Origin of the sequence: Catenulispora rubra (assembly GCF_015356825.1) — a bacterium.
GTDB classification, from domain to species: Bacteria; Actinomycetota; Actinomycetes; order Streptomycetales; family Catenulisporaceae; genus Catenulispora; species Catenulispora rubra.
Map to the genome: position 1 here is coordinate 36,928 of NZ_JAACYW010000057.1, position 13,069 is coordinate 49,996.

The 13,069-nt window shown below is 70.1% G+C and carries 22 protein-coding genes; all 22 read right to left on the reverse strand.

Annotation, left to right across the window (positions count from 1 at the left end; all coding sequences use genetic code 11):
* Position 1 precedes the first annotated feature (1 nt).
* The 22 genes from GWK61_RS18290 to GWK61_RS18395 all read right to left on the reverse strand — a co-directional run bounded on the left by GWK61_RS18290 (position 2) and on the right by GWK61_RS18395 (position 12,962).
* The gene (locus GWK61_RS18290) at positions 2-439 is read right to left on the reverse strand and encodes a hypothetical protein (protein ID WP_194909602.1); all 438 of its coding nucleotides are present in this window, start codon (positions 437-439) and stop codon (positions 2-4) included.
* Positions 436-1,128 carry a hypothetical protein gene (locus GWK61_RS18295; RefSeq protein WP_194909603.1) on the reverse strand — a complete coding sequence of 231 codons (693 nt, stop codon included), beginning with the start codon at positions 1,126-1,128 and terminating at the stop codon, positions 436-438. Before GWK61_RS18295 ends, GWK61_RS18290 begins: the two co-directional genes overlap by 4 nt.
* The gene (locus GWK61_RS18300) at positions 1,121-1,612 is read right to left on the reverse strand and encodes a hypothetical protein (RefSeq protein WP_194909604.1); all 492 of its coding nucleotides are present in this window, start codon (positions 1,610-1,612) and stop codon (positions 1,121-1,123) included. The genes GWK61_RS18295 and GWK61_RS18300 overlap by 8 nt, the downstream gene beginning before the upstream one ends.
* Positions 1,612-2,376 (reverse strand): hypothetical protein, encoded by a 765-nt coding sequence (locus GWK61_RS18305; RefSeq protein ID WP_194909605.1) that lies wholly within the window; start codon positions 2,374-2,376, stop codon positions 1,612-1,614. Before GWK61_RS18305 ends, GWK61_RS18300 begins: the two co-directional genes overlap by 1 nt.
* Before the next feature lie 114 nt (positions 2,377-2,490).
* Complete coding sequence (locus GWK61_RS18310; protein WP_194909606.1) at positions 2,491-2,895, reverse strand: hypothetical protein; 405 nt, start codon at positions 2,893-2,895, stop codon at positions 2,491-2,493.
* Positions 2,892-3,338, reverse strand: coding sequence for a hypothetical protein (locus GWK61_RS18315; protein ID WP_194909607.1), 447 nt, complete (start codon positions 3,336-3,338; stop codon positions 2,892-2,894). Before GWK61_RS18315 ends, GWK61_RS18310 begins: the two co-directional genes overlap by 4 nt.
* Positions 3,335-3,832 carry a hypothetical protein gene (locus GWK61_RS18320; protein WP_194909608.1) on the reverse strand — a complete coding sequence of 166 codons (498 nt, stop codon included), beginning with the start codon at positions 3,830-3,832 and terminating at the stop codon, positions 3,335-3,337. The genes GWK61_RS18315 and GWK61_RS18320 overlap by 4 nt, the downstream gene beginning before the upstream one ends.
* Positions 3,833-3,864: 32 nt before the next feature.
* Positions 3,865-4,269 carry a hypothetical protein gene (locus GWK61_RS18325; RefSeq protein WP_194909609.1) on the reverse strand — a complete coding sequence of 135 codons (405 nt, stop codon included), beginning with the start codon at positions 4,267-4,269 and terminating at the stop codon, positions 3,865-3,867.
* Complete coding sequence (locus GWK61_RS18330; RefSeq protein ID WP_194909610.1) at positions 4,266-4,820, reverse strand: hypothetical protein; 555 nt, start codon at positions 4,818-4,820, stop codon at positions 4,266-4,268. The genes GWK61_RS18325 and GWK61_RS18330 overlap by 4 nt, the downstream gene beginning before the upstream one ends.
* Positions 4,821-4,850: 30 nt before the next feature.
* Positions 4,851-5,207, reverse strand: a complete 357-nt coding sequence (locus GWK61_RS18335) for a hypothetical protein (protein ID WP_194909611.1) — start codon at positions 5,205-5,207, stop codon at positions 4,851-4,853.
* A gap of 82 nt (positions 5,208-5,289) precedes the next feature.
* Positions 5,290-5,970, reverse strand: a complete 681-nt coding sequence (locus tag GWK61_RS18340) for a hypothetical protein (RefSeq protein ID WP_194909612.1) — start codon at positions 5,968-5,970, stop codon at positions 5,290-5,292.
* The gene (locus GWK61_RS18345; RefSeq protein ID WP_194909613.1) at positions 5,967-6,149 is read right to left on the reverse strand and encodes a hypothetical protein; all 183 of its coding nucleotides are present in this window, start codon (positions 6,147-6,149) and stop codon (positions 5,967-5,969) included. The genes GWK61_RS18340 and GWK61_RS18345 overlap by 4 nt, the downstream gene beginning before the upstream one ends.
* A 26-nt stretch (positions 6,150-6,175) precedes the next feature.
* Complete coding sequence (locus GWK61_RS18350; protein ID WP_194909614.1) at positions 6,176-6,499, reverse strand: hypothetical protein; 324 nt, start codon at positions 6,497-6,499, stop codon at positions 6,176-6,178.
* 73 nt (positions 6,500-6,572) lie between these two features.
* A complete protein-coding gene (locus GWK61_RS18355; RefSeq protein ID WP_194909615.1) occupies positions 6,573-6,740 on the reverse strand; it encodes a hypothetical protein in 168 nt (55 codons plus the stop codon).
* The gene (locus tag GWK61_RS18360) at positions 6,737-7,087 is read right to left on the reverse strand and encodes a hypothetical protein (protein ID WP_194909616.1); all 351 of its coding nucleotides are present in this window, start codon (positions 7,085-7,087) and stop codon (positions 6,737-6,739) included. Before GWK61_RS18360 ends, GWK61_RS18355 begins: the two co-directional genes overlap by 4 nt.
* 8 nt (positions 7,088-7,095) lie before the next feature.
* Positions 7,096-7,269 (reverse strand): hypothetical protein, encoded by a 174-nt coding sequence (locus tag GWK61_RS18365; protein WP_194909617.1) that lies wholly within the window; start codon positions 7,267-7,269, stop codon positions 7,096-7,098.
* An 11-nt stretch (positions 7,270-7,280) separates the two neighbouring features.
* Positions 7,281-7,868, reverse strand: coding sequence for a DUF317 domain-containing protein (locus GWK61_RS18370; RefSeq protein WP_194909618.1), 588 nt, complete (start codon positions 7,866-7,868; stop codon positions 7,281-7,283).
* 29 nt (positions 7,869-7,897) lie between these two features.
* Positions 7,898-8,311 (reverse strand): restriction system modified-DNA reader domain-containing protein, encoded by a 414-nt coding sequence (locus GWK61_RS18375; RefSeq protein ID WP_194909619.1) that lies wholly within the window; start codon positions 8,309-8,311, stop codon positions 7,898-7,900.
* Positions 8,292-8,963 carry a hypothetical protein gene (locus GWK61_RS18380; RefSeq protein WP_194909620.1) on the reverse strand — a complete coding sequence of 224 codons (672 nt, stop codon included), beginning with the start codon at positions 8,961-8,963 and terminating at the stop codon, positions 8,292-8,294. Before GWK61_RS18380 ends, GWK61_RS18375 begins: the two co-directional genes overlap by 20 nt.
* A gap of 47 nt (positions 8,964-9,010) precedes the next feature.
* A complete protein-coding gene (locus tag GWK61_RS18385) occupies positions 9,011-9,919 on the reverse strand; it encodes a hypothetical protein (protein ID WP_194909621.1) in 909 nt (302 codons plus the stop codon).
* A 100-nt stretch (positions 9,920-10,019) separates the two neighbouring features.
* Positions 10,020-11,843 carry a VWA domain-containing protein gene (locus tag GWK61_RS18390; protein ID WP_194909622.1) on the reverse strand — a complete coding sequence of 608 codons (1,824 nt, stop codon included), beginning with the start codon at positions 11,841-11,843 and terminating at the stop codon, positions 10,020-10,022.
* A gap of 78 nt (positions 11,844-11,921) precedes the next feature.
* The gene (locus GWK61_RS18395; RefSeq protein WP_194909626.1) at positions 11,922-12,962 is read right to left on the reverse strand and encodes an AAA family ATPase; all 1,041 of its coding nucleotides are present in this window, start codon (positions 12,960-12,962) and stop codon (positions 11,922-11,924) included.
* Positions 12,963-13,069: the final 107 nt, after the last annotated feature.

A 13,069-nucleotide genomic window follows, 5' to 3' on the forward strand; every position in this document is an offset into this window, starting at 1 on the left:
GTCATTGGTCCTTGTCCTTCGTTGATCGCGGGGGTTGTTGTGGGGCCGCGGGCGGGTCGATTTCGACGAGCAGGCCGAGGATTTTCGCCATGCGGATCGCGGTGATCTCCACGCCGTAGGCGTCGAAGTACCCTCGGCAGATCGCCGGTTGTGCCCCGGGCGGCCCGAGCGGGGCGTAGGTGTTGTGACACAGCAGGAAGTCGTCGCGCCGGCGCAGGTCGCCGGCCAGTTCCTTGAGCCGTCCCGGCCCCAGGTCCAGGCACCGGCCGGCCTTGGCGAAGACGCAGTCGTGGCACTGGTCGCTGGCCAGGTAGAGCTTGCCGGTGGTTTCGTTGTACGCCGACGGCGGCTGGTACCCGTCGCCTTCGGGCTCCAGGTCGTCAGCGTCGAGGAGGCTGTCGGTCCACGGGTTGGAACCAGCGGAGTTCTGGGTGTTCACGCCGCACCGCCCAGCGGAATCGGGGCGTCGCGGTGGACGAAGTCGCCGTTGCGGAACAACTCCACCGGAATGCGCGCGGGCAGATCGTCGAGCGTGGCCAGCGACGAGTCGTCCAGTACGTCTCGGGTCCATACGTTGAGTGCCAAGGTGCCGTCCGGTTCCAGGTACACGAACACCCGCAGCCCCGGGTACTCGATCGTCGGCCCGGCATCCTCCGCGTTGTAGACCAGCACGGCATGGTTGACCCGGTGGGCCCAGTCGAGCTGCTCTTCCCAGTGCACATCGCGCGGCAGTATTCTGACACGAAGCAGCCTGCCCAGCCGGGCAGCGCGAGCCCGCATGACACTGCGCCGTGCCGCCCGCTGTCTGGCTCCTGACAACGGATGCGGATCGGCGGCCGTATCCAGGCCGCCGGGAGCGGGGGCATTGCGGTGGAAGCGGTGGTCGTCGCGGAACAGCTCCACCGGGATGTGCGCGGGCAGTTCCTCTCCGACCGCATTGCGCGGGCCGTGGTTGGCGGCGCGGGTCCACAGGCTGATCGTCAAGGTGGGCTGCGGGCGCAGGCACACCGCGGTCGAGACTTTTAGGCCGGGGTATTCGATGGTCGCTCCGACATGATCGTCGTAGGCGAGCGCCGCCTGGTTGAGCCGCTCGGCCCAGCCGTGATCGGCCGTAACGTTCTCAGTCATCGGTGCCGCCGAAGACAAACACGTCATGTTCCCCGCGGATGGCGACCGCGCCGGGCAGCTCGGCCAGGTACCGGTCGCGCACTTGGTGGTCGGGCAGGCCATCCCAGCCGGGGTGCAGCGCCCGGGCTCGGGCGGCCAGGGCGTCGTCGAGGGTCGGGCCGACAACCGCGGTCAGGCGGGCCCGGGGCCCGTCCGGGCTGTGGTAGATGATCGTCCAAGTCTGTTCGGTGACAGCCTGGGTGAGGCTGGCGATCCAGTCCGGCAGCGCCTCCAGGATCTCGGCCCGGTTCTCGACGGCGGTGGCGTCAAGGGCTTGGCGCATCCGGTCCGGGACGGTGCCGTCGGGATCAGCGTGCAGGTGCTGTTCGAGGCGCCAGATGCGGGCGGCGGTGTTCATCTCGCCCAGCACCGTCAGCACCGCCTGCCGATCGACGGGCCCGGGGCCGCCGAGGGTGTTGCGCGCGGGAGGTGTCGGCGCACTCATCACTGCCCTGCCTTCGGGCTCGCCGCCGGGTCCGCCGGGGTGTCGGACTCGGTGACGAGCAACGCGGCCAGCGCCTGCAACGCCGCGGGGTGGTTCTTCAGCGGGCGGGCGGCGACGGCGTGCGCCTTGACGCGCAGCTCGGGCGGGAAGTCGTGAAGCTGCCAGACGGTGTTGCTGGCGAGGGCGAGCGCCTCGTCTTCCGAGCGGGGTTCCTTGCGGCCTTCGAAGGCGGTGTTGAGATCAATATCGGCGCTGGCTACCGCGCCGCCGGCCTCGTACTCGTCGGGGTAACAGTCGAAGTCCGCGATCGAAACGAGGTACACCGTCGGCCCGGTCGGGATCGGCGTCGTGGTGTCGTTCTGGGGCTGGGGTTGGGCCGGGAAAGTGTTCGTCGTCTTGGTGTGGGTGTCGTGGACTTCGATCTGCGCGATCGTTCCGGCGGCGGTGGCTGCGCCGAGCAGCACCTGGGCGAGGGCGGCCATCAGCGGCTCGTCGTCGGTGGCGACCTGGCCGAGGTCGGTGCCGCTGGTGTCGCGGGCGGTGATAGTCCAGCGCCGGGTCCGGCAGGCGTGGTCGATGACGACCTGGTCGGCCTCGCGTTTGCCGGCCAGGTAGCGGATGGCCAGGATGTCGGGCAGTTCGGCGAGGCTGGTGTAGCCGGGGATAATCGCCGCGCCGGTGCTGCGCGGCGCAGCTTGACCGGCTCGGTGCCAGATCACGCTCAGGCGATACGGCGGCTCGACGGGCTCGAGGGCAGGGGACATCGCAAACTCCGTTCAGAACGCTGGGAATGGTGGCTTGGATTGGTGCCGGGGCGGTGTTCGCGCCCGGAGCGCCGACCGGCGGGATGGTCCGGTGGCCGGTGGTGCGTGCTGTGGTCAGCCGATGGTGCAGGGGAACTCGGGGTCGGCGAACTGCGGGTGGCCGAAGCGGTGGGCGGCGCGCCAGATCAGCGGGCAGCCGATGCCGTCGGCGCCGGGGCCCATGTCGTTCGGGTCGGTGCGGCGCGGCCCGTCGGGGTGGACGTTGGCCCGGAGGTTCCGCCAGGCGTCTGTGCCGCGGCTGGTACAGAAGGCTGCGAAGTCCGCGGCCATCGTGAAGCACTCCCGGAACGGTTCCGGTTCGTCCCACTCGTAGCAGGCCGTGTCGAAGTCCTTGGATAACCGCAGCAGGTGGACGTCGGTGGCGCCGAGCGCGAACTCCTCCACCAGGCCAGCGAGAGCCTCGGGGATGAGGTCGCGGACCTGATCGGTCAGCAGCGCGGCGGCATTCGGAGCGCTCACCGGGCATCCCCGTCGATCACGCGAGCGCGGACCGCGGCGAGACTGGCCTCGATGATGCAGCCGACGTTCAGGTCATATCGCGCAGCCATCGCCCACAGGTCGGCGATGATCTCGGCGATGCGCTGCTCGCCGGACCGGGCTATCTCTGCGGTGTCGGGGGCTGGCATACCAGACAGTGAAGCGGCCATGGCGACGTGCAGCGCGCCGCGCTCGGCGGGTTCCAGGTGCGCGCCGGTACCGGTAGGGACGCGGAAGAAGCCGGGTTCGCGGCCGTCGTCGGTCAGCGGGATGGACCCGCTGCCGGTGGCATCGGCGCGCAGGGCGTCGATGCCTTCGACCAGCAGCTTGGCCACGAGCTGGTTGCCTTCGGCGACCTGACGCAGAGCGGCGGCGGTGACGGCCAGCCCGGCGATGCGGTCGGTGAACGGGTCTTGCGCGGTCATGGAACAGACTCCTTATATACGGTGGGACGTGTCAGACGGCGGTCACGGCGGCGGCGCGGTCGAGGTAATCGATGTCGAAGTGCCACAGCAGGTATCCGGCGGCCCGAGTCGCAGCGGCCTCGGGGCTGGCGGCGTGGACCCGGACGGCGTAGTACAGCTCGTCGTTGGGGGTGCTGTGTTCGCGCAGGTAGTCCGGTAGCGCGAGCAGCGTCGGCGTCTTCGAAGACGAGGGCTTGGCCGTCGAGCAGGGAAAGCATCCGCTGTGGGGACCGGTCGTCGCTGTGCTCGCCGGTGTACGACCAGTCCGAGTCGGATTCGGCGTTCGGTAGATGCCGTGCGAGGTACTGGTTCAGGTCCTCGCCGGTCAGGTGCACCGGAACGGTGACGTCCCACTGCTTGCAGGCGTTGGCCAGGCAGCGGGTCTCGACCTGGATTTCGCGCAGCGCGGCGAAGAACTCCTCGTCGGGGATGTCGGGCGTGATGGTGTCGGTCACAGTGTGTGGTCCTCGTTCGTGGTGTTCGCCGGTTAGCGGTTGACGATCAGGTGGGCGAGGAGGGCGCGGGCCAGCCGGTCCGGGGTCTTGGAGGAGCGGGGGTACTGGACGCGGCAACTCCAGGGATGGGCTGCGACCGCCGGGGCGATGATCTGCGTCCATGCGTCGGCGCGTATGCCGCTGAAGCGGGCCGGGGTGCGGAACTGCCCGTATCGCGCGGGGTCGTCTGCGCGCAGTGTGACGGTGACGGCCTGGGGCTCCTCGGCAGCGACCGTGAGCCACAGTGCGCAGGACGGGTCGTTGGGTTGGGTGCCGGTGCGGTGCCAGGTGCCGGTGAACCAGGGTGCTGATGCCGGGTCGAGGTGTATCTCGGCGATCCGGAACGACCAGCCCGGCGGCGGGGTCGGCGTGTGGTTGCCGAAGACGACAATCGTCATGTCCTGGGCTCCGGGCTCGCGGTGTCGGGCTTGGCGATCGCCGGGAGTACCCGGCGCAGCGTCTTCATGGCTTGCTGCGCATCGGCGGCGGTCAGGTCGGAGGGCACCACCAGCTCGGCGGTCCTGCCGTGGGGCAGATGGATCCTCAGGTGCGCGGCGGCATCCGAGGTGATGGTGGCGGCCCGCGGCGGCAGGCGCGGGTGCCGGGGCAGGTCGGGGTTCCACTGATGCGGGTCGGCGTGCCAGTCCAGGAACAGGCCGAGCGCGCGGCGGAAGGTGGAGGCGTAGATACCGATCGTGTTCTTCGCCAGGTCGTGCTCGCGGGCGCTGGTGAAGGCGTCGATCGCCGCCTCGGGGTCCAGGCCGGCCACCTCCAGGTGCCGCCAGTCGGGCCGGTCGCCCATGACGCGCAGGCACGCGGTCTTGTAGGCGCTGCCGGTGCGGGCGGCGACTTGTCCGGTGTCCAGGGCCCAGTCCCAGAAGGCGAGCAGGTCGCCAGCGCTGGTGCCGGAAGGCGGGCTAGTAGCGGATTGGCTGTTAAGGGTGCTCATGGCGGACTCCAGGCTGTCGGGGTGACGGGGTTATCGGGTGGCGGCGGTGATGGCGGACACGTCCCCGGCCATGGCCAGGGCGGTCGGGTCGGCACGCAGGTCGGTCCAGGCGCGTCCGGGGGTGTGGGCGGGCCAGTCCGGGGCGCCGTTGAAGGTGTTGCTGGGGCCTTCGACGACGGCGGCGTCGGGGTTGGCGATCGGCGCTCCGGTGTCCCAGTGGGTGTCCAGGTCGTACAGGCGCACGTGGTGGTGAAGGGCGATGCCGCGCGCGGCCTCGAGGTCTTTCGCGTGCAGCACGTAGGTCCAGGGCGCCACCGGCGTGAGGCGTGCAGGTTCGTAGACGGTGACGGTGAACGTACCCAGCAGTGGGTGGTCCGGCGTGGTCATGAGGTCCTCCAGGGTTCGTGGATAGGGTTCGGGTCGAGGTCGGCGGTGCGGTGCCCTAATGAGGGCCGGGGCGGTGCGAGGATCAGGCGGTGGCGATGGCGGCGATGATCGCGGGCGGGGTGTGTTCGGAGGCGTGGACGTCTTCGATCCAGCGGGTGCTGGCGGAGTCCGGGTGGGGTCGGGAGATGACCCAGAGGGCTTCCTCGTGGCGGCACGGCGGCAGGTACTGCAGCTCGCGCATCGCGTCTGCGCTGGCCCAGGTGCGTTCGATCAGGTGCTCGCCGTCCTCGGAGCGTGCCTCACGGCTGACCGCCCACCCGGCTGTCTCCGGCGCCGAGGGGATGGCCACAGACTCGGCAGCTTTGGCCGCGGCCAGGATGATCGGGGCAGGCAGGTCGGCCAGGGTGACTCTCCAGCGTCCGGCGTGTGGGCTGCGGTTGACGCTGGCTCCGGGGTTGATCCAGAACAGGGTGCTGGCCATGCCGAGTTCGGGGTGCGACCTGATCTCCAGGCCGAGCAGGCCGGCGGGATCGTTGAGGACGGTGAGCTTGAGTTCGGGTTGCATCGGCGAGGCGCCTTCGAATACCGCGGTCCATCCGGCCGCGAGGAGTTCGGCGCGCAGCGCTTGCGCGGCTTCGGCGGGGGTCGGGGTCATCGTGAGGGCTTTCTGTTCGGGACGGGGCGCATCTGGCTCTCGGGCGGCGCGGGTCGGGTTTTGGGGGCTGGTGGACGGATTGCCGGTGGTGGTGTGGCGGGCGGTCATGGCTTGGCGTCCTGGTCACCCCGGCGGGCGGCCCGCAGCAGGCCGATCGCGTCACATACGGTCGGTTCGGGCGTGCCGTAGTACCGGGCCATGGCCCGCACCGTTGTTAGCTGGCCCCAGATGCAGGAGACGGAGACCAACTCGGCGCCGCAGGCACCAAGGAAGATCAGGTGGAGCATCGGTTCGTTCTTTCGGTCGCGGCGGGTCAGGCGGTGGGTATGCGCCGGTTTCGGCAAGCGCGGCGCATGAGCTCGTCGGCCAGCTTCACCAGCTCGTCCTCAGTGGGCGTGGGCTTGCGGTCGTGTGCGAAGGGCTCGGCGTGGAAGTCCTCCGGTGGCGTCTCGCAGATCTCGGTCCAGGTCATGTTCGGGGTGAGGACTTCGGCGACGGCGTAGGACTGTTGCCGGTAGGAGTCGTGGGCGACGCGCGCTCGGATCGTGTGGTCGCCGCAGTGCCAGACGCGGGTGATACGCGGGCCCTTGTTAGTGGTGCGGCCGATCGTGGTCTCGAGTTCGGTGATGACGTTCATGGGTTGTGGTTCCTTCCGTGTGCTCGGGGCGGTGCAGCGTCGGGTTGGGCTGCCCGTGAGGACCGGGGGCGGTCTATCCGGTGTATTCGCAGTCGAATGCCGTCTTGGGGCCGTGAAGCTGCTGCCAGTTCGCGCGCGCCCGGGTGTCGATGTCGGTGGCCTCGTCGGGCACCTCGACCACGTCGCTGGCGTAGAACTCGGCCCAGTAGACGGTGATGCGGCGATTGGCCTCGGCGGTCACGACGTCGCCTCCGGTGCCGGGGCCGCAGCGGTGTGGGCGGCGGTCCATTCGGCCAGCGCCGCCTGCCAGTCGGCCAGGTCGGGCCCGGTGCGCATGTCGTTCCAGCCGCAGCCGTCAGCGCCCCAACCCGGTAGGCCCTCGTACGCCTCGGGGATGGTCACGTTCAGGTCGGCGGCGGTCGGGAGGTGCTCGCCGCGGTCCCACCAGCCGGGCTGGTTGCGCACGATGAAGTAGGCCAGGGCCTGCTGCTTGGCGTCGTCCAAGGACTCGGCGTCCAGGACCCAGAACCAGGGCTTGACGCCTTCTTCCCGGCGGTTGTCGATGGTGGCGATCGTGTAAGTGGGCATGGTATGGGTCACTGGTCCTCGGAGGCGAAGGCGTCTTCGTCGTGGCGGAAGACGGCCGGGTCGATGTCGACGGCGTGGTGGTCCTTGTAGAACCGCAGGGTGCAGGTCACGTGCTCGGCCAGGTGCTCGGTGGCGGCGTCGGCACTGTCGGCGGGAAACAGGCCGATCACGCTGACGCGCACGTTGTAGGCGGTCAGGAGTCGGCTCCCGGCGTAGCGGCCGGAACGGTCCTCGCCTCGGCGTCGTCGTCAGGGCGGGGGCTGGCACTGGTGAGCGCCGCCAGGAAGGCGGCGATCGCCTCGGCCGGGACGCGGCCGTCGAAGTGGGCTGCGAAGGAGTTCTGCGGATGGTACGGATCGGGGTCCCGGTAGGTGATCCGCCACAGTGGCGCGATGTAGGGTGCGTCGGCTTCGGGCCCGAACTCGACCGACAGCTGCCGGTCGGGACTGACGTCGGTGTGGTTGTCACCGGAGGCGTCGGTGTAGCGGGTCCAGCCCGGGGCCTGGGTCAGGTCCAGGACCGCGTCGTACCCGTTGCATCCGGCCCGGTACAGCGGGCTCGCCGGTTCCGGCTCGGGACGGGGTTCTACCAGCGGTGCCTTGGCGGCGTAATCAGCCATTGATGCCTCGGTGAGCCAGACCTCTTCGCCGGCCTCGCCGACGCGGTAATCGATCCCGAACTCCCAGTCCAGGGCTTTGAGGTGTTCGCGGGCCTGGGCCTCGGTGTCGGCGCAGGTGCGGGCGGTGGTGTTCAGCTGGATATCGAAGGCGTACTCGTGCATGTCGGTGTCCTGATAATCGAGTGCGGGGGTCAGGGAGCGGGCGGCAGCGCGGCGGCCAGGTCGGCGAGGCTGGTTCCGTCGTCGGTTCTGAAGTTCTTCCAGCCTTTGTCGGGGTGTCCGGCCAGGTGGGTCGCGGCGATGTCCGGGCCGATGTGTGCGGTGCCGTCCTCCAGGACCAGGAAGCCCAGCGCGGTCACGGTGGCGACGTGGGTCCGGCGGAGCCTGGGCCGGTGCCAGGTCACCGCTTGCCCCGCGTGAAGGAGGCCGCCCCGGATCAGAGGTCCAAGCTGGCCGGGCACGTCGTTGGCCTCGCCGATACGCACGTCGGACTCCGGTAGGCCCAGCACCCGGCGCAGCACGTCGTTCAGGGTTTCGTGCCAGGAGTCGCGTGCGTACCTACCGAGGGCGTCGAACACCGCTTCGTCAATGAAGATCTTGCGCATGACCGGGCTCACCCCCCCCGCTCACGGCCGAGGAGGCGGTCGGGGCGCCGTGCTCGGCGTGCTCGTCGGGCACGTCGGGCACGTCGGTGAGAGCGAGGGCGATGATGACGGCGGGGGGCGTGTGCTGGCTGATCTGGGTTGCTTCAGATCCTTCACGGCCCACGTCCCATCCGCCTTCGTCGTGCCGGTCGGCCGGGAACCAGCGCACGAAGCGTCGGCGGTCTGGTGACTGCCATTCACGCTCCAGCAGGCGGCCCCGCTCGGTGACATCGGGGCGCCGAGCCCAACGGTGCAAGACCAGGGCGGTGTTCACCGCGGCGCCTGTGTGAGCCGCCCGGGTCGGGGCGGCGGCAGCCTTCACAGCGGCCACCGCCACGGTCAGCGGGACGTAGTGCAGGTCCACCATCCAGCCGGGTACGGGAGCCAGTTCGGTGCGTATGGCCTCGGCGGACAGGTGGGCGGTCAGGTGGCCGTCGGGGAACACGGCGGCGTCCAGGCTCAAGCGTCCGTCGGGGCTGGCCAGCTCGTGGATACGGCTGCGCCACTGCGGCTCGGAGCGGATCGGGCCGGTGTAGCTCCAACCGTTCTCCAGCAGCGCCTGGATCAGCGCTGTCGCCTCAGTGGTGGTGTCAGGTGCGGTGTCGGTGCTCACGATTTTCGGTCCTTGCGCTGTCAGATGGAGGCGGTGGGTGGGTCGGGTCAGTCGGACTCGGTGGTGGCGTGCGGGCAGTCGGGGCGGTGGCCTGGGTCGGCGCGGAACTCGTGGACCGGTTCGTCAGGCCGGAAGCCGCCGATCACGTCGCCGAGGTCGGCCAGGTGCCGCAGCCGGATCTGTGGGACTTGCTGCCTGCAGTCCGGGCAGGGGGCCAGGATCATCAGCTGCTTGGGGTCGTTGAAGGCGGCGGTGAACTCGTGGGTGGAGCCGTTGACGGTGAGGGCGGGCCAGGGCCAGGCGCCGTAGGCGCGGGTGCGGTCAGCGGTGACGGCGACGTGGTCGCGGGCGACGCCGAGGACCTGGGCCAAGGCGGTAGCGCTGGCCTCGGCACGCTCGGCCCAGTGCGGGTCGCGCCAGGTAGCCGGTTCGGCGGTGTCGTCGCGGCGCTGCTCGGCGGAGGCCAGGGCCCGCACGGTGAGCGAGTCGAAGGAGTTCATGATCGGCGTTCTGCTTTCTTGCTGGGCTGATATTCGGCGCTGGCGTGAACGTCCGGGCGGCGAGATCAGCCGGTGGCGGCGTAAACGTCCCCACTGAGCGGTGAAATGAGCCAGCGTGCTGATATAGGCGATGACCTCAGCGAGCATGGCGGCGGTGTCATCGCCATCGGTCGGCCTGTCGCCGAGCGGGTAGACGGTGGCCGGTTCGTCCTCGCCCGGGTAGCCGTCCCAGGCGGGATAGCACAAGGCCAGCCATGGCGCTCGCGGGCCATCGGTGAGCGGCAGGCGCGCGTCGTTGTCGCTGATCAAGATGGCGGAGCCGTTGCTCAATTCGATGGCGATGGCGGCGCAGCCTCCGGCCAGGTACTCGATGCTCGGCTCAACCCCGGCGTCGGTCAGGGCCTCGAGAATGTCGCGGCAGGCGGTTGCGGCGGCGGCGAAGGTGAAGTCGTTCACGGCGTTGGCTTCTCGCTTTCTTCGGTGGCTCGGTGTGGCGCAGCGGGTGGTAACGGGCGTGGTCGAGCTTTAGGGCGGGGCGTGCCGCCCGGCACTCGGGCTAGCGGGTGGTGGCGATCGCGGCGGTGGCGGCCTTGCTGATCGCGGCGACCGCCTCCGCGGGGTCGGTAAGGTTGAGCACGGTGGCTCCGGGCAGGGGTGTGGAGCGGTTGTCGAAGGTCAGCCAGAGCACCGCGCAGCCGGCCTCGAGCAGGGCTTTGATGCGTGCGGCCGCCGGGGCGGCCTCGCGCAGGCCGTACTGTCCGTCGGAGGCGATCACCAGCAGGCGTCCGGCTCCGGGGCGGTCCAGGTCTAGGCCGCGGTTCAGGGCGTCGATGGTGTCGTCCAGGCGGTGTCCGGCCCTTGTGGCCTGGAACTCGGTGACGTGGACCGGGGCGCGTCCCGGGTAGGTGATCGCGGTCAGCGCGTTGTTGTAGGAGACGGTCGCGGACTTGGAGTCCGGGTCGGTCATGGCGGCGGCTTTGGCCAGGATCCAGGCGGCCGAGGCGATCGGGGCGGTGGCGTCGCTCATGGAGGCGGAGACGTCGACCGCGACCCCGACTCGCAGCGGCGGCATCGGCGCGTGACGGCGGCGCGTAATGCTCCACGGCTCGGCGGTCGGAACCGCTCCGGCGGCGCGCTGCGCGTCCCGTACCAGGGCTCCGCGCATGTTGAGGCGTCCGGGCGGGGAGGCGGAAGTCATCTTGGTCTCCTGGCGCTCACGGTAGGCGGCTTGGCGCAGCTGACGCGCCAGGCGCGCGGCGGCGGACCTCTCCTCGGCCGTCGGCAACCGGCTCCCGGTCACGTGCGACGTCTCGGCCTTGCCGCGCTTGGCGAACACCTTGTCCGCGCTCGCGCGGGCCTTGACCCGGTCGGGGCCGGGCTCGGTACTCATCGCCTCGCGAACCGTGCTGGTGAACCGGTCGAAGTAGTCGGCGAACGCCTGGTCGGCCTCACGCCGGTCCTCGGCCGCCTCGGCGGCAGCGATCAGACCGCCGACCTTTTCGATCGCGCCGCTCAGCGCCCCGACGGTGCCTACCGGTTCCAGCTCTCCGGGTTCGGGTTCCGCGCCCTGTGGGTCGACACCCAGAACCTGGCACCACTCGACTCCCAACTCGAGTATCGCCTTCGCGTCGAGGTCGGCGACCCGCCGGGCCTTCCGCCAGATCTGGGTCAGGGCCTTGAGCCGGTCCCGTCCGAGGATCTTGGTGACGGCTTTCCGAAGCGGCTGGATCTCGGGGGTTTCCAAGATCTTGGCGTCGCGCCGGGCGATGATCAGCCCGGCGGCGCGGGCAGCGATCCAGGCGTCGTCGGGGCACTGGGCGTCGAAGCCGTCGGCCATGACCAGGTCGGTTGCGCAGGCCCGCAGGTAGCGGCGGTGCTCGCGGCCACGCTTGCGACGCAGGTGTCGGGCCTCGGCGCGGGTCTCCTCCAGGATCACGGCGGCGGCCTCGGCGGCGCTGCCGACCATCTCCTGCGGGGTGCGCCACTTCGAGTGGTTGGCGTGTGCGCCCTCGTGGACCAGGGCTCCCCAAGCCGGGCGGTAGTACCGCTCGTCACCGACGTAACGGGGGGTGATGTAGACCGGGTCCAGGCCCTTGAACGTCGCGGCGTCCAGCTCAACCTCGACCGTGTCCGGGAAGTACGCGGCTTTCGCGCCAGAGCGGGTTCCGGGCTGGCAGGTCACCGTCACCCCGCGCCGCCCGATGATCTCCGGGAACCGCTCCGTGAGTTCCTGGGAGATCCGCCGCCATTCCTCGGCCGCAGCCTGGACCGAGGCGCTGGGCTCGGGCTGGGCACCGCCGTCGTCCGCCCAGCGCTGGGCGGCGTACTCGGTCTCGGTGATCGGCGGGGTGCCGTGATGGACGTGGCGGTGCGCGGGCATGACGGATCGTCGCTTCCGTGAGAAGGTTCGTGTGGGGTCGGCCGTCGGCCGGAGGGTGCGCGCGTCGCGCGCGGCCGGTCAAAGTTGCTTGCCGAGGCGGAAGGCTTCGACCGGCTTGTTGTGGTGCTCGGCGACGATCTCGGCGATCACGTCGCGGTCCTCGATCGGAGCGACCCCGACCAGGTTTGCGAAGGCGGCGTCGATCCCGAGTAAGTCGGCGACCTTGGCAAAGGCGAGCAACTCGCGCAACTGGGGCGCCCAGCCGAGCGCGCCGGACTCGACCTGTTCGGCGATCTTCTCGGCGACCGCGACGGCCTTGCGGGGGATGTTCAGGGCCCGGGCGAGTTGGTAGTCCGAGCCGACCTGTATCTGGACACTGAATCGGCTCGACAGAGCCTCGGTCAGGATCGCCCCGTGCACGCCTGGGTTGTGGCCTGCGATCACGTAGAACCCTTCGGCGGCGGTGATGGTCTCGCCTTTGTGCGCCTTGACGATGATCTGGCGGCGGCCGTCCATCGCCGGGTACAGGGCCGCGAGCACTTTGGGGGATATCAGGGTTGCGTCATCCAGCAGGAGGACCTTGCCCTCGAGCATCGCGTTGACCAGGGGCCCGTAGATGAACTCGTACCCTCCGTCGGCCTTCTGGGTGTATTCGCCGATCAGGTCGCCGGTCGTGGTGTCCCCGTCCCCGGCAACAGTGATCAGGTCGCCGAACGCGGCCTCGATGAGGGAGGTCTTTCCGGTGCCCGGGGGTCCGTAGAGCAGGACCGGCACGTTCGCGGCGCGCAGGCGTTGCAGGACCTCGACATCGGGCAGGCTGGCGAGTTTGCGCGGGTGGTAGAGCTGCCCGTTGGGTCTGGCGATCGGTGCCACCGCCAGGGCTTTAGGCGTCCTGGGTGTCGGGGCCGGTCGGCCCTGCCCGGGCGGGCTGATCACAGCGTGGGTGGCGGCGGAGGCGGTGTTGGCGTTCGCGGTGTAGCGCTTGGGGTTGTCGTCGACCAGGTCGGCCTCGCCCCGTTTGGCCAGGGTCTGGCAGGCGTTGCCGATCGCGCCACCGGAATTGCCCAGGATCTTGCGCAGCTCGCCAACCGTGTAGACCCGGACGCTGTTGGCGGACAGTACCGCTGCGACGCGGGCTCGTAGTTCGCCAGGCCCTGCTTTCGGAGGCGCGGTTGGAGTCGGAGTGGTGGTGGCAGTGGAGGCCGGCGAGTCGGCAGCGGGGGGCG

Coding starts and splice junctions, on each gene's coding strand:
- GWK61_RS18295 (WP_194909603.1), bottom strand. CDS start 1,128: ATGACTGAGAACGTTACGGCCGATCACGGCTGGGCCGAGCGGCTCAAC.
- GWK61_RS18300 (WP_194909604.1), bottom strand. CDS start 1,612: ATGAGTGCGCCGACACCTCCCGCGCGCAACACCCTCGGCGGCCCCGGG.
- GWK61_RS18305 (WP_194909605.1), bottom strand. CDS start 2,376: ATGTCCCCTGCCCTCGAGCCCGTCGAGCCGCCGTATCGCCTGAGCGTG.
- GWK61_RS18315 (WP_194909607.1), bottom strand. CDS start 3,338: ATGACCGCGCAAGACCCGTTCACCGACCGCATCGCCGGGCTGGCCGTC.
- GWK61_RS18325 (WP_194909609.1), bottom strand. CDS start 4,269: ATGACGATTGTCGTCTTCGGCAACCACACGCCGACCCCGCCGCCGGGC.
- GWK61_RS18330 (WP_194909610.1), bottom strand. CDS start 4,820: ATGAGCACCCTTAACAGCCAATCCGCTACTAGCCCGCCTTCCGGCACC.
- GWK61_RS18335 (WP_194909611.1), bottom strand. CDS start 5,207: ATGACCACGCCGGACCACCCACTGCTGGGTACGTTCACCGTCACCGTC.
- GWK61_RS18340 (WP_194909612.1), bottom strand. CDS start 5,970: ATGACCGCCCGCCACACCACCACCGGCAATCCGTCCACCAGCCCCCAA.
- GWK61_RS18345 (WP_194909613.1), bottom strand. CDS start 6,149: ATGCTCCACCTGATCTTCCTTGGTGCCTGCGGCGCCGAGTTGGTCTCC.
- GWK61_RS18350 (WP_194909614.1), bottom strand. CDS start 6,499: ATGAACGTCATCACCGAACTCGAGACCACGATCGGCCGCACCACTAAC.
- GWK61_RS18360 (WP_194909616.1), bottom strand. CDS start 7,087: ATGCCCACTTACACGATCGCCACCATCGACAACCGCCGGGAAGAAGGC.
- GWK61_RS18370 (WP_194909618.1), bottom strand. CDS start 7,868: ATGCACGAGTACGCCTTCGATATCCAGCTGAACACCACCGCCCGCACC.
- GWK61_RS18375 (WP_194909619.1), bottom strand. CDS start 8,311: ATGCGCAAGATCTTCATTGACGAAGCGGTGTTCGACGCCCTCGGTAGG.
- GWK61_RS18390 (WP_194909622.1), bottom strand. CDS start 11,843: ATGCCCGCGCACCGCCACGTCCATCACGGCACCCCGCCGATCACCGAG.